Here is a 14150-nt window from a genome sequence, read left to right as displayed (position 1 = left end):
GCTCGGGTGCGGCACGGTCGGCTCGGAGGTCGTACGCCTGCTGCAGTCCTCCGGGGACGACCTGACGGCCCGGATCGGCGCGCCGCTCGAGCTCGCCGGCATCGCCGTACGACGGCTCGGCCGGGTCCGCGACCTCGGCGTCGCCCCGGAGCTGTTCACCACCGACGCGGCCGGGCTGGTGGCCCGCGACGACGTCGACGTGGTGGTCGAGGTGATCGGCGGCATCGAGCCCGCCAGGTCCCTGATCCTCAGCGCGTTGTCCAACGGCGCGAGCGTCGTCACCGCCAACAAGGCCCTGCTCGCCGAGGACGGTCCAACGCTCTTCGAGGCAGCGGCCAAGGCCGAGCGAGACCTCTACTACGAGGCCAGCGTGGCCGGCGCGATCCCGATCCTGCGGCCGCTGCGCGAGTCGCTCGCCGGCGACAAGGTGACCCGGGTGCTCGGCATCGTCAACGGCACCACCAACTTCATCCTGGACAAGATGGACTCCTCCGGCGCGGGCTTCTCCGAGGCGCTGGAGGAGGCCCAGGACCTGGGGTACGCCGAAGCCGACCCGACCGCCGACATCGAGGGCTTCGACGCGGCGGCCAAGGCAGCGATCCTGGCCAGCCTCGCGTTCCACTCCCGGGTCACGGCGTCGGACGTCTATCGCGAGGGCATCTCCGAGGTGACGGCCGCCGACGTGCAGTCGGCGCGCGAGATGGGCTCGGTCGTCAAGCTGCTGGCCATCTGCGAGCTGCGCGGCGACCACGTCGCCGCCCGTGTGCACCCGGCGATGATCCCGCGCACCCACCCGCTCGCGAGCGTGCGCGGCGCCTACAACGCGGTGTTCGTCGAGTCCGAGGCCGCCGGTCAGCTGATGTTCTACGGCCCCGGCGCCGGTGGCTCGCCGACCGCCAGCGCGGTGCTCGGCGACCTGGTCACGGTCGCCCGCAACCGGCTGAGCAACACTCGCGGCGCGGGCGAGTCGGCGTACGCCGATCGTGCCGTGCTGCCGATGGGCGAGACCCGCACCCGCTACCACGTGGCGCTGGACGTCGAGGACCGCTCGGGGGTGCTCGCCGCGGTGGCGACGGCGTTCGCCGACAACGGCGTCTCGATCCAGACCGTGCGCCAGGAAGGTCGCGGCGCCGACGCCCAGCTCGTCGTGGTCAGCCACGCCGCCACGGACGCTGCGCTCAGCACCACCGTGCAGCACCTGCGCAGCATGGACATCGTTCGCGACGTCACCTCGGTGATGCGGGTCGAGGGAGTCGACGAATGATCAACGGTCAGTGGCCCCGCCGTCAATGGTTGGGCGTGATCGAGGAGTACCGCGAGCTGCTCGACCTGCCGGCTGGTCTCGTGGCGGTGACGCTGCGCGAGGGCGGCACCCCGCTGGTGCACTCCGACTGGCTGTCGGGGCTGACGGGTGCGGACGTGTGGCTCAAGGTCGAGGCCAACAACCCCACCGGGTCGTTCAAGGACCGGGGCATGACCGCGGCGATCTCCCTCGCCAGGCACGAGGGTGCAGAGGCCGTGGTGTGTGCCTCGACCGGCAACACCTCGGCGTCGATGTCGGCCTATGCCGCCAAGGCCGGCCTGAAGGCGCTGGTGCTGATCCCCGAGGGCAAGATCGCCGCCGGCAAGATGGCCCAGGCCCTCGTCCACGGTGCCCAGATCATCATGGTCCGCGGCAACTTCGACCACTGCCTCGACCTGGCGCGCGGCCTGGCCCGCGACTACCCGGTCGCGTTGGTCAACTCCGTCAACCCGGTCCGGCTCCAGGGTCAGAAGACGGCGTCCTTCGAGATCTGCGACTTCCTCGGCGACGCCCCCGACTACCACCTCCTCCCCGTCGGCAACGCCGGCAACATCGCGGCCTACTGGATGGGTTATCAGCAGTACGCCGGTCTGGGCCGCGCCTCCAAGCTGCCGGTCATGCGCGGGTTCCAGGCCGAGGGCGCGGCTCCACTGGTGACCGGTGAGCCGTTCCCCGACCCGGAGACCAAGGCCACCGCCATCCGGGTCGGCAACCCGGCGTCCTGGCACCTGGCCGAGATGGCCACGAAGGAGTCCGAGGGCCGGTTCGCCGCCGTCTCGGATGCCCAGATCCTGTCCGCGCAGGCCGAGCTTGCGCGGCGCGACGGGGTCTTCGTGGAGCCCGCCTCGGCTGCCGGCATAGCCGGCCTGCTCAGCGAGCTCGCTGCCGGCGAGAGCTATGCCGGCGCGACCGTCGCGATCACCGTCACCGGTCACGGTCTCAAGGACACCGCAACGGCACTCGAGTCGTTCACCGACATCGTCGACACCGTGATCGACGCCGACGTCGGCGACGCGGCCGCCGCTGCCGGTCTCGCCTGATCCATGGCGACCTACATCTCCGGCCCGGTGCGGGTCACAGTCCCGGCCACCTCCGCCAACCTCGGTCCCGGGTTCGACGCGTTCGGGCTCGCGCTGTCGATGCGAGACACCCTCGTGGCCGAGGTCGCCGACGGTGGCCTGCGCATCGAGGTGAGGGGTGCCGGTGCTGACGACGTGCCGCGCGACGAGTCCCATCTGGTCGTCCGGTCCATGCGGGCAGCGTTCGCGGCCATGGGCGCCGAGCCGCCCGGACTCGCGCTGCGCTGCAACAACGTGATCCCGCACGGTCGCGGCCTCGGCTCGTCGTCGGCCGCCATCGTCGCTGGCGTGTCGCTGGCGCGTGCGCTCGTCGCGGGCGGACAGCTGCTGCTCGACGACGAGGCACTCTTCCAGCTCGCCGCCGACATCGAGGGTCACCCCGACAATGTCGCCCCTGCCTTCTACGGCGGCTTCGTCATCTCCGGGCGCGAGGGTGACGAGTGGTACGCCGTCTCGGCCGGTGTCGACCCCCGCGTGAGTGCTGTCGTCTTCGTGCCGCCCACGCCGGTGGAGACCAAGGTCGCCCGCGGGCTGCTGCCCGACCTCGTGGCGCATGCGGATGCGGCGGCCAACAGCGGCCGGGCCGCTCTGCTCGTGGCCGCGCTCGCTGGCCGCCCCGAGCACCTGCTGGTCGCCACCCGTGACTACCTCCACCAGGAGCAGCGCGAGCCGGCCATGCCTGAGTCCCTCGCCCTCATGCACGCCCTCCGGGCCGACGGCGTGGCCGCCGTGATCAGTGGCGCGGGCCCCACGGTGCTCGCCTTCACCGGCCGCAGCGCACCGGATCTGACAACGCGCGCTCCGCAGGGGTGGGCCTGCCACGCCCTCGACATCGAGCCCACCGGCGTCGTCGTAGGGGAGTGACGCGGCGGCTGGTGCTGCTGGTGTTAGCATCACGCTGCGCCGTACGGCGTGAGCATCCGCCGCGGTTTCGCCGGTCGGGTGCCTCCGAACTTCTCCGGTGCGAGCACCTCGCTCCATCACCATCTGGTCGCCGGAGTTCTGTCCTGATGACACGCGCCGCCCACCTCCTTGTCCGCGGCGGCGCCACAACTGAGTTGGACTCACGTGACTGAATCAACTGATGCTCCCGCCGCACCTGCCACGAAGCGTGCCAAGGCCGGCGGCGGGCTCAGCTCCATGCTGCTCGCCGATCTCAAGTCGATGGCTGGCGGGATGGGCATCTCGGGCGCAGGGTCGATGAAGAAGGCCCAGCTCGTGGAGGCCATCAAGCTCGCCCAGTCCGCTCCGAGCGCCGATGCCGCGAGCGCCAGCGCCAGCGCTCCGAAGGTGACCAGGACCGTGCGTACGCCGAAGGCCGCCCCGTCGAGTGCCGCGGCGCCGTCGCCGGTCGAGGCCAGGATCGACACCCCGGCCGAGCCGACGACCGAGCCGACGACCGAGCCTCGCGCCGACGCGCGGGTCGAGCACGAGCCGGCCACCGCGTCGGAGGAGTCCAGCGAGGCGACCGGTCGCCAGCGGACCCGCAACCGGCAGGCCAACGCCCAGGCCGGGCAGCAGGGAAACCAGGCGGAGCGGCCTGCCGAGAAGCAGGTCGAGAAGCAGGGCAACCAGCAGGGCAACCAGCAGGGCCAGAACCGCAACCAGCAGCAGGCCAACCAGCAGGGCCAGAACCGCAACCAGCAGCAGGCCAACCCATCGGCCAACCAGCAGGCCGGCCAGCAGGAATCGGCCGACGACTTCGACGACGACGGCGAGGGGGGCAGTCGTCGCAACCGCCGTCGCCGCGGCCGCGACCGCGAGCGCCAGGCCAACCGGGTCCCCGGTGGCCGCAACGAGCCCGACACCACCGTGCTGGAGGACGACGTCCTCGTCCCGGCGGCGGGCATCCTCGATGTGCTCGACAACTACGCCTTCGTCCGGACCTCGGGCTACCTACCCGGCACCGACGACGTCTACCTGTCGCTGTCCATGGTGCGCAAGTTCGGCCTGCGCCGCGGCGACGCCGTGGTCGGCCAGGTGCGCCAGCCTCGCGAGGGCGAGCGCAAGGAGAAGTTCAACCCGATGGTGCGCATCGACAGCGTCAACGGGACCGACCCCGAGGCCGCCCGTGAGCGCCTCGAGTTCGAGACCTTCACCCCGGTGCACCCGACCGAGCGGCTCCGGCTGGAGACCGACGCGAGCAACCTCACCGGCCGTGTCATCGACATCGCCGCCCCGATCGGCAAGGGCCAGCGTGGCCTGGTCGTTGCTCCGCCGAAGTCCGGTCGCACGACGCTCCTGCAGTCGGCGGCGCAGTCGATCTCCCACAACAACCCTGAGGTCCACCTCATGGTGGTGCTGCTGGACGCCCGCCCCGAGGAGGTCACCGACTTCCAGCGGGCAGTGAAGGGCGAGGTCATCGCCTCGACCTTCGACCGCGCAGCGAGCGACCACACGATGCTGGCGGAGCTCGCGATCGAGCGCGCCAAGCGGCTGGTCGAGCTCGGCCACGACGTGGTCGTCCTGCTCGACTCGGTGACCAGCCTGACCCGCGCCTACAACGTCTCCGCACCCGCGACCGGCCGCACGCTGGCCGGCGGAGTCGATGCCGGCGCCGTGCACGCGCCCAAGCAGCTCTTCGGTGCCGCGCGTAACGTCGAGGGGGGCGGCTCGTTGACCATCGTGGCGACCGTCGTCGTCGAGACCGGATCGGCCACTGACGAGGTGATCTTCGAGGAGTTCGGGGGCACCGCCAACATGGAGCTGCGACTGCGTCGTGAGCTGGCCGAGGCCCACACGTTCCCGGCGGTCGACGTCGTCGCCTCGGGCACCCGCCACGAAGCGCTCCTGTCCAGCGAACAGGAGGCGGGCATCGTCCAGTCGCTGCGGCGCCGGATGTCTGCGGAGCCGATTGCGTCCGTGGCCGCGGTGCTCGAACAGATCCGCAAGGCCCAGAACAACATCGAGTTCCTGACCAGACAACAGAAGCCGGCCGCCGGCCGCGGCAACTAGCCGGCTTTCGACCCGAGGGAGATGCCCATGGCGAGAATCCTTGTTGCCGACGACGACATCGACATCCGCGAGCTCGTGGTGTTCAAGCTGACGTCGATGGGACACGACGTCGTGGCCGTGGCCGACGGTGCCGCCGCGATCGAGGCGTGCAGGCAGCAGCGCCCCGACCTGGCGGTGCTCGACGTGATGATGCCCGGCATGTCGGGCCTGGATGCGGTGCGGCTGATCAGGGGCGAGGCTGCTCTGGCCGACCTGCCGGTGATCTTGTTGACTGCCCGCGCCCAGGAGTCCGATGTCGAGACCGGCTTGGACTCGGGAGCCGACGACTACATCATCAAACCGTTCAGTCCGCGCGAGCTGGCCAGCCGGGTCGAGGCCCTGCTCGCGCGGGAATGCACGGATTCGCACTAGCGTTCCTCCCGGTGGCACACTTGTGCCGGTTCCGGTTCACGTCCGTCGCATCCGAGCGACGACGACCCGGAACTTCGGACGATGAGGACGACACCATGAAGAAGGACATCCACCCCACCTACGTGGAGACCACGGTCACCTGCACCTGTGGCGCGAACTTCACGACCCGCAGCACCGCGACCTCCGGCTCGATCAAGGCCGACGTCTGCTCGCAGTGCCACCCGTTCTACACCGGCAAGCAGAAGATCCTCGACACCGGCGGCCGCGTCGCCCGCTTCGAGGCCCGCTACGCCAAGAAGGTCGACACGGCCGCGACCGCTGAGACCGCCGAGAGCAAGTAGCTCCGCTTCAGCGCCGACCTCCCGCAGTGCGCGGGCGGTCGGCGCTGTGCATTTCTGCCAGCTGTTCTTGCGTTCCGTCACCACCAGGAGGAGAGCCCGTGTTCGAGGCCGTTGAAGGGCTCGTCGCCGAGCACGCCGAGCTCGAGGGCCGTCTGTCCGAGCCGGAGACGCACGCCGACCAGCGGTTGGCCAAGAAGCTCAACCAGCGCTACGCCGAGCTGTCGGCCATCGTCGCGACCTGGCGCCGCTGGTCGCAGCTCGGCGACGACATCGAGGCCGCCCGCGAGCTGGCGAGCGAGGACCCCACCTTCGCCGCCGAGGCCGAGCAGCTGAGCACCGAGCGGGACCGGGCACACGAACGCCTGCGCCACCTGCTGGTGCCGCGTGATCCGACCGACGCCAAGGACGCCCTGCTCGAGGTGAAGTCGGGGGAGGGCGGCGAGGAATCTGCCCTGTTCGCCGGCGACCTGTTGCGCATGTACACCCGCTTTGCCGAGCAGCGCGGCTGGCACACCGAGGTGCTCGACGCGACCGAGTCGGACCTGGGCGGCTACAAGTCCGTGACCGTGGCGGTGAAGGCCAAGGGGACTCCGGAGCCCGGCGAGGCGCCGTACGCCCTCCTCAAGTTCGAGGGTGGCGTGCACCGCGTGCAGCGCGTTCCTGTGACCGAGTCGCAGGGACGCGTGCACACCAGCGCGGCCGGGGTCCTGGTGATGCCCGAGGCCGAGGACGTCGACGTCGAGATCCACGACGCCGACCTGCGCATCGACGTCTACCGCTCGTCCGGTCCCGGTGGCCAGAGCGTCAACACGACCGACTCGGCGGTGCGCATCACGCACGTCCCGACCGGCATCGTGGCGAGCTGCCAGAACGAGAAGAGCCAGCTGCAGAACAAGGAGTCAGCCATGCGGATCCTGCGTGCCCGGCTGCTCGCCGCCGCCCAGGAGGAGGCCGATGCGCAGGCCAGTGCCGCGCGAAAGAGCCAGATCCGCACGGTCGACCGCTCCGAGCGCATCCGCACCTACAACTTCGCGGAGAACCGCATCTCCGACCACCGCACGGGCTACAAGTCCTACAACCTCGACACCGTCCTCGACGGAGAGCTCGGCCCGGTCCTGCAGTCGTGCGTCGACGCCGACCTCGAGGCACGCCTCGAGGCCCTCGAATCGTGACCGTCGTACGCCGCAACGTGGCCCTGGCAGCGGCCGTCGACCGGCTCCGGGCCGCCGGGGTCGCCAGCCCCGAGCACGACGCGGCGGAGCTGCTGGCCCACGTGCACGGACTCGAGCGCCGAGACCTGTTCCGGATCGACACCCTGGCCGGTGAGCAGGCCGAGCGCTTCGAGACGCTGATCGCGCGACGGGTGGCCCGCGAGCCCCTGCAGCACCTCACCGGCGCTGCCTACTTCCGGCACGTCGAGCTGGCCGTCGGTCCCGGCGTCTTCGTGCCGCGGCCGGAGACCGAGCTGCTCGCCGGCTGGGCTATCGAGTCCGCGCTGAGGGCCGAGCACGAGAACCGGACGTGCCGAGTCGTCGACCTCTGCACCGGCTCGGGAGCGATCGCCAAGGCAGTGGCCGACGAAGTGCCCGACGCCGACGTGCACGCCGTGGAGCTCGACGAGTCCGCCCACGGCTGGGCCGAGCGCAACCTCGCCGGCACCGGGGTCGACCTGCGTCAGGGCGACATGGGCCACGCCTTCGACGACCTCCTCGGGACCGTGGACGTGGTCGTCTGCAATCCGCCGTACATCCCGCTGGAGGCCTGGGAGTCGGTCGCCGTCGAGGCCCGCGACCACGACCCGCACCTGGCGCTCTTCTCCGGCGACGACGGTCTCGACGCGATCCGCCTCCTGGCCGTGCGCGCAGCCCTCCTCCTCCGGCCCGGGGGAGTGGTCGGGACCGAGCACGCCGACGCGCAGGGGGAGTCCGTGCCGGCCGTGTTCGCCGCGACCGGCCGCTGGGTCGATGTGGTCGATCACCACGATCTGGCAGGTCGTCCGCGCTTCACCACGGCACGGCTGGCACGATAAGCGGGTGCAACGCCTACCCGTGACGACCGATGACGAGCGGGAGACCGCGATTGACGCCGCAGCCATGGCAATTCGGCGCGGAGAGTTGATCGTGCTGCCGACCGACACCGTCTACGGCATCGCCGCCGACGCCTTCTCGGCCGACGCCGTGCAGGCACTGCTCACGGCCAAGGGCCGGGGCCGGGAGATGCCGCCCCCGGTGCTGGTCAGCGCCGCCACGACCCTGGATGCGCTGGCCGTCGGGATCCCCGCCTACGCCCGCGCCCTGGTCGAGGAGTTCTGGCCGGGAGCGCTCACGATCGTGTGCCGCCAGCAGTCCTCGCTGCAGTGGGACCTGGGGGAGACGCGCGGCACCGTCGCGGTGCGCATGCCCGATGACGAGATCGCCCTCGCCGTCCTCGAACGGACCGGTCCGCTGGCCGTCAGCTCGGCCAACCTGTCGGGTCGCCCGGCTGCCCGCACCGCCGACGAGGCCGTGTCGATGCTGGGGGAACGGGTCGAGGTGATCGTCGACGGCGGCACGACCCTGGGCGCCGACGCCTCGACCATCGTCGACTGCACCGGCGCCGAGGGCCGGATCCTGCGCCGGGGCGCGATCTCACTCGACCAGCTCAACGCCGTCCTCGAGCCGCTGGGCGCCAGCCTCACGGACGACGGCTGATGCGCGAATACCTCCTCGTCTTCCTGGTTGCGGGTGCCGTCACCTACCTGTTGACCGTGATCGCCCGCGAGATCGCGCTGCGAACAGGTGCCGTGGCGGCAGTGCGGGACCGCGACGTCCACACCGAACCGATTCCCTACCTCGGCGGCATCGCCATGCTCGGCGGCCTCGCGGCTGCCTACGTCGTTGCCCGCCAGTTGCCGTTCCTCTCGCGCAGCGAGGGGTTCGTCTTCCGCGACGCGGGCGTCGTGCTGCTGGCGGGCGCCCTGGTGTGCGCCGTCGGGGTGCTCGACGACATCTTCGACATCGACGCGCTGACCAAGCTGGGCGGCCAGGTCCTCGCCGCCTCGCTGCTGGTGGCCTTCGAGGTGCGCTTCTACTACTTCCCCGGGTTCGACGGCAGCAGCCAGTTCATCCTGGATCCCGCCCAGGGTGCGCTGTTGAGCGTGGTGGTCGTGATCGCCACCATCAACGCCGTCAACTTCGTCGACGGCCTCGACGGGCTCGCGGCCGGCGTCGTCGGGATCGGCGCGGTGGCCTTCTTCCTCTTCTGCTACGTCCTGTCCAGCCAGAACGACCTGACACTCGCCACCACGGGAGCGCTGCTGACCGCCAGCCTGGCCGGGGCGTGCGCCGGCTTCCTGCCGCACAACTTCCACCCGGCCCGGCTCTTCATGGGCGACTCCGGCTCGATGCTGATCGGGCTGGTGCTCTCGGCGAGCGCCCTGACCGTGACCGGGCAGTTCGCCGGCAACGAGATCAGCTCCGACGGCAACAGCATTTTCGTCACCGTGCTGCCGGTGCTCCTGCCGGCCTCGCTGCTGATGGTGCCGGTGGCCGACCTGGTGCTTGCGGTCGTACGCCGCACGCGGGCCGGCCGGTCGCCGTTCGCGCCGGACAAGCAGCACCTGCACCACCGGCTGCTCGAGATCGGTCACTCGCAGCGGCGAGCCGTCTACATCATGTGGATGTGGGCGGCGCTGGTGGCCGGCGGGTCGGTGCTCGCGAGCCTCAAGGGTGGCCGTCCGACGTGGTTCGCACTGAGTGCGATGTTCGTGTTCGTCGCGGTGATGACCTTCGTGCTGCCGATCCTCCACCGACCCGGGTCGAGGAAGCCCGGGACTTTGTGATAGTTTTCACGAGCGGTTGGAAGCCCCGGAAATCCAGGGAAGCAGCTGACCGACCGCGCTGATCTGACCCCTCCACAGGACGGCCGCCGCCATGACGACCGAGTCGAAGCAGGACACCCGCCACGGCGTGGTGGGCCCGACTTCGGGGGTCCTACGGGCGTCGGCGACGGCCGTGGTGATGGTCCTGGTCCTGGTGATCGCCGGCGCGCTCCGCGACGGCTCCGCCGGGGCCTGGGGTGCGCTGGCGGGGGGCGGGATCGCCTTCCTCGTGTTTGCGTCCGGCACCGCCGTGGTCCACCTGGTCGCCGGCGCGATGCCGAGCGCCTCGATGCTCGTCGCCCTGTTGACCTACACGCTCCAGGTGGCCGCGATGGCCCTCGCCGTCGGGGCCCTCAACGCCTCGGGGGTGGCAGGGGATTCGGTGTCGCGGGGATGGTTCGCTGTCGGTGTCATCACCGTCACCGCCGCCTGGCTCGTGGCGCAGATCTGGCACGCCACGCACCTGCGCCTGCCGGCCTTCGACCTCGACGTCGCGGGCCACGATGAGGGCCATTCCCCTCAGCCGGAGGCAGGTGCGCGATGACCCGCCACGACTGCTATTGTCCGGTTCGCGATGGCTCAGGAAGAATCCCGCGGCGATGCGTGGCACGCCTTCGGCGCGCTCGTGGCCGGAGTGCTGGTCTACGGTCTCATCGGCTGGGGTCTGGACAGCTGGCTGGGCACGTCGTTCCTCGTGGTCCTGGGCATCCTCCTCGGAGCGGGCCTGGGGATCTTCATGACCTGGAAGCGCTTCATCGCACCGCACTAGACAGTCAGCAGCAGACACAGGAGACACCGTGAGCATCACGACGTCATCGATCCGCGCGGAGGGTTTCACCCCTCCGGGGCCGGGCGACTTCAATCTGCCGCCCCTCGGGCCGGACAAGACGTTCGAGTGGCTCGGCCAGACGCACTACCTCGGCGTCACCAAGCCCATGCTCCAGCTCGTCCTGGCTGCCGTCCTCGTCTTCGGATTCTTCTTCGTCGCGGCTCGGCGACAGGCCATGGTGCCGGGTCGCCTGCAGTTCGTCGGAGAGCAGGCCTACGGCTTCGTCCGCAACTCCATGGGCCGCGACATCATCGGCAGCCGCGACTTCATGCGCTTCGTGCCCTACCTGTTCGCGCTCTTCTTCTTCATCCTGCTCAACAACGTCTTCGCCACGATCCCGTTCATCCAGTTCCCGACGTTCTCCCGCTCCGGGATGGTCTACAGCCTCGCGCTGCTCAGCTGGCTCATCTACAACTGGGTCGGCATCAGGCACCACGGGTTCCTGGGCTACCTCAAGCACCAGTCGGTGCCCGCCGGCGTCAGTGGTCCTATCCTGGCGCTGCTGATCCCGCTCGAGTTCATGTCCAACATCATCGTCCGCCCGGTCACGCTGGCCCTGCGTCTGTTCGCCAACATGCTGGCCGGTCACCTGTTGCTCATCCTCTTCGCGCTCGGCGGCGAGTACCTCCTGCTCCACGGCGCCACCCTGGTCAAGCCCGTCGGCATCTTGGCCTGGCTGCTGTTCGTCGCGATCTCGTTCCTGGAGCTCCTGATCCAGTTCCTGCAGGCCTACGTCTTCGTGCTGCTCAACGCCATGTACATCTCCGGCGCTGTCTCCGACGAGCACTGAGTCGCTGCCCTCGCACCACCCCACGTTTCTTCTCCACCTGATTCGCCCCAACTTCACGTAACACCAACCGAAAGGAAATCGCCGTGGACGGCAACCTCAACATGATTGGCTATGGCCTCGCAGCCATCGGCCCCGGTGTTGGCATCGGCCTGATCTTCGCCGCCTACATCTCCGGAGTGGCGCGCCAGCCCGAGGCGCAGAACCGCCTCCAGTCGATCGCCATCTTGGGCTTCGCCCTCGCGGAGGCGCTCGCCATCATCGGTATCGCCCTCGCGTTCGTTCTCTGACACGTGCCGCTTGCACGACTGACGAAGGACTGCCCATGCAGACTCTGAACATCCTCGCGGCGGAGGAGAAGCTCAACCCGCTGGTTCCGCACCCGATCGAGATGATCCTCTCGCTCGTCGTCTTCGCGATCTTGTTCTTCGCGGTGAAGAAGTTCGTCGTGCCGAGCTTCGAGAAGACGTTCGCCGAGCGCACCCAGGCGATCGAAGGCGGGCTCAGCGCTGCCGAGAGCAAGCAGGCCGAGGCGGACGCCCGGCTCGCCGAGCTCGAGAAGCAGCTGGCCGACGCCCGGCACGAGGCTGCGCGCATCCGTGAGGAAGCGCGCGAGCAGGGCGCCCAGATCGTCGTCGAGATGCGCGAGCAGGCCCAGGCCGAGGCCCAGCGCATCGTCGAGCACGGCAAGACGCAGATCGAGGCGGAGCGCCAGCAGGCGGTCACCTCCCTGCGTGCCGAGGTCGGCACCCTCGCGACCGGCCTCGCCGGTCGGATCGTCGGCGAGAGCCTGGACGACGAGGCTCGCCAGAGCCGCGTTGTCGAGCGCTTCCTCGCCGAGCTCGAGAGCGACGGCTCGACCAGCACCGGGAGCGGGGTCAACTGATGACCATCGCCTTGCGTGGAGCATCTGCCGACGCCCTCGCCGCGCTCACCAGCGAGCTGGAGAGCAGGCTGGGGGGAGGGGCGGACGCGAGCCGCATCGGCGACGACCTGTTCACGGTCTCGGAGCTGTTGCGCTCCGAGCCGGGCCTGCGCCGAGTGGCGACGGACGTGTCCGTCGACGCCACGGCCAAGGCAGGCCTGGTCACCGAGATCTTCGGTGGCAAGGTCGACGAGGTCTCCCTGGACATCCTCACGTCGGCCGTCGGTCGCCGCTGGACCGTCTCGCGCAACCTCGGCGATGTGCTCGAGCACCTCAGCGAGGTGGCAATCGTCCGGTCCGCCGGCGACGACTCGGGCCGGCTCGCGGACGAGCTCCACTCCTACGCCCAGGCCGTCAACGACAACCCGTCGCTGCGCGACGCGCTGTCCGACCCGGTGCGGTCCGTGGACGACAAGGCCGCCCTGGTCCGCGGACTCCTGGAGGGCAAGGCGCTGCCGGCAACGATCACCCTGGCCCGGCAGGCGCTGGCGGGTACCTACCGCACCGTGGCCGTCGCCCTGGCGACGTACCAGCAGGTCGCCGCGCAGGTCCACGGTGAGCGGGTCGCCACCGTGCGGGTCGCACACCCGCTGGCGGACGCCGAGCGTCAGCGACTGAGCGACGCCCTGTCGCGACAGTACGACCGGCCGATCCACCTCAATGTGGTGGTCGACCCCGACGTCATCGGTGGCATCCGCGTCGAGATCGGTGACGACGTCATCGACGGCACCGTGTCCAACCGCCTCGACGACGCCCGCCGCAAGCTGGCCGGCTGACCCATGACAACCCACACTTTCGAGCAGCAGATGAAGACGAGGAAGAGGAAATGACGGAGCTTTCGATTCGTCCGGATGAGATCCGGGACGCGCTTCAGCGTTTCGTGTCCGACTACAAGCCCGAGGCAGCCAGCAAGGAAGAGGTCGGCAAGGTTGCTGAGGCAGCCGACGGCATCGCCCGCGTCAGCGGCCTGCCCTCGGTCATGGCCAACGAGCTGCTCGAGTTCGAGGACGGCACTCTCGGCATCGCACTGAACCTCGACACCCGTGAGATCGGTGTCGTCGTGCTCGGTGACTTCGACAAGATCGAGGAGGGACAGGCCGTACGCCGTACGGGCGAGATCCTCTCGGTCCCCGTCGGCGACGGCTACCTCGGCCGCGTGGTCGACCCGCTCGGTACCGCGATCGACGGCCTGGGCGAGATCACCCCGCTCGAGGGACGCCGCGCGTTGGAGCTCCAGGCCCCCGGCGTGATGGTGCGCAAGTCCGTGCACGAGCCGCTCGCCACCGGCATCAAGGCGATCGACGCCCTGACCCCGATCGGCCGCGGTCAGCGCCAGCTGATCATCGGTGACCGCTCGACCGGCAAGACCACGATCGCGATCGACACGATCATCAACCAGAAGGCCAACTGGGAGTCCGGCGACCCCGACAAGCAGGTCCGCTGCATCTACGTGGCCATCGGCCAGAAGGGCTCGACGATCGCCGCCGTGCGCGGCGCCCTGGACGAGGCCGGCGCGCTCGAGTACACGACGATCGTCGCGTCTCCCGCGTCCGACTCGGCCGGCTTCAAGTACCTCGCCCCCTACACCGGTTCGGCCATCGGCCAGCACTGGATGTACGAGGGCAAGCACGTCCTGATCGTGTTCGACGACCTCACCAAGC

At 69.9% G+C, this 14150-nt stretch carries 16 protein-coding genes and 1 pseudogene; all 17 read left to right on the top strand.

Features of this window, described 5'->3' with window-relative positions:
- The coding region (locus tag RMO85_RS07695; RefSeq protein WP_310528133.1) for a homoserine dehydrogenase at positions 1-1264 on the top strand (1264 nt) is incomplete at its 5' end.
- Positions 1261-2343 carry a threonine synthase gene (gene thrC / locus RMO85_RS07690; RefSeq protein ID WP_310528132.1) on the top strand — a complete coding sequence of 361 codons (1083 nt, stop codon included), beginning with the start codon at positions 1261-1263 and terminating at the stop codon, positions 2341-2343. The genes RMO85_RS07695 and thrC, both read left to right, overlap by 4 nt.
- 3 nt (positions 2344-2346) lie before the next feature.
- On the top strand, positions 2347-3246 hold the full coding sequence (gene thrB, locus RMO85_RS07685; protein WP_310528131.1) for a homoserine kinase: 900 nt from the start codon (positions 2347-2349) through the stop codon (positions 3244-3246).
- Between the two features lie 204 nt (positions 3247-3450).
- Positions 3451-5337, top strand: coding sequence for a transcription termination factor Rho (rho, locus tag RMO85_RS07680; RefSeq protein ID WP_310528129.1), 1887 nt, complete (start codon positions 3451-3453; stop codon positions 5335-5337).
- 27 nt (positions 5338-5364) lie between these two features.
- Positions 5365-5748 (top strand): response regulator, encoded by a 384-nt coding sequence (locus tag RMO85_RS07675; RefSeq protein ID WP_310528127.1) that lies wholly within the window; start codon positions 5365-5367, stop codon positions 5746-5748.
- Positions 5749-5843: 95 nt separating this feature from the next.
- On the top strand, positions 5844-6089 hold the full coding sequence (gene rpmE, locus RMO85_RS07670) for a 50S ribosomal protein L31 (protein ID WP_310528125.1): 246 nt from the start codon (positions 5844-5846) through the stop codon (positions 6087-6089).
- 98 nt (positions 6090-6187) lie between these two features.
- Positions 6188-7261 (top strand): peptide chain release factor 1, encoded by a 1074-nt coding sequence (prfA, locus tag RMO85_RS07665; RefSeq protein ID WP_310528123.1) that lies wholly within the window; start codon positions 6188-6190, stop codon positions 7259-7261.
- Positions 7258-8118, top strand: coding sequence for a peptide chain release factor N(5)-glutamine methyltransferase (gene prmC / locus RMO85_RS07660; protein ID WP_397203385.1), 861 nt, complete (start codon positions 7258-7260; stop codon positions 8116-8118). Before prfA ends, prmC begins: the two co-directional genes overlap by 4 nt.
- 4 nt (positions 8119-8122) lie before the next feature.
- The gene (locus RMO85_RS07655; protein WP_310528122.1) at positions 8123-8779 is read left to right on the top strand and encodes an L-threonylcarbamoyladenylate synthase; all 657 of its coding nucleotides are present in this window, start codon (positions 8123-8125) and stop codon (positions 8777-8779) included.
- Positions 8779-9909 (top strand): MraY family glycosyltransferase, encoded by a 1131-nt coding sequence (locus RMO85_RS07650; protein WP_310528121.1) that lies wholly within the window; start codon positions 8779-8781, stop codon positions 9907-9909. The genes RMO85_RS07655 and RMO85_RS07650 overlap by 1 nt, the downstream gene beginning before the upstream one ends.
- Before the next feature lie 91 nt (positions 9910-10000).
- The gene (locus tag RMO85_RS07645) at positions 10001-10492 is read left to right on the top strand and encodes a hypothetical protein (protein ID WP_310528120.1); all 492 of its coding nucleotides are present in this window, start codon (positions 10001-10003) and stop codon (positions 10490-10492) included.
- 30 nt (positions 10493-10522) lie between these two features.
- Positions 10523-10717, top strand: a complete 195-nt coding sequence (locus RMO85_RS07640) for an AtpZ/AtpI family protein (RefSeq protein ID WP_310528119.1) — start codon at positions 10523-10525, stop codon at positions 10715-10717.
- 28 nt (positions 10718-10745) lie between these two features.
- The gene (atpB, locus tag RMO85_RS07635; RefSeq protein WP_310528117.1) at positions 10746-11567 is read left to right on the top strand and encodes a F0F1 ATP synthase subunit A; all 822 of its coding nucleotides are present in this window, start codon (positions 10746-10748) and stop codon (positions 11565-11567) included.
- A gap of 101 nt (positions 11568-11668) precedes the next feature.
- Positions 11669-11854 (top strand): ATP synthase F0 subunit C, encoded by a 186-nt coding sequence (gene atpE, locus RMO85_RS07630; protein WP_397203389.1) that lies wholly within the window; start codon positions 11669-11671, stop codon positions 11852-11854.
- 44 nt (positions 11855-11898) lie between these two features.
- Positions 11899-12450: a F0F1 ATP synthase subunit B gene (locus tag RMO85_RS07625; protein WP_310528134.1), complete on the top strand. Its 552-nt coding sequence runs from the start codon at positions 11899-11901 to the stop codon at positions 12448-12450.
- Positions 12450-13265: a F0F1 ATP synthase subunit delta gene (locus tag RMO85_RS07620; protein WP_310528113.1), complete on the top strand. Its 816-nt coding sequence runs from the start codon at positions 12450-12452 to the stop codon at positions 13263-13265. Before RMO85_RS07625 ends, RMO85_RS07620 begins: the two co-directional genes overlap by 1 nt.
- Positions 13266-13315: 50 nt before the next feature.
- A pseudogene (locus RMO85_RS07615) lies at positions 13316-14150 on the top strand (F0F1 ATP synthase subunit alpha); the annotation flags it as partial.

The organism is Nocardioides sp., from assembly GCF_031422975.1.
Taxonomy (GTDB): Bacteria; Actinomycetota; Actinomycetes; order Propionibacteriales; family Nocardioidaceae; genus Nocardioides.
The sequence above is the reverse complement of the archived record's forward strand: the minus strand, read 5'-3'. Positions and strand labels throughout refer to the sequence as shown.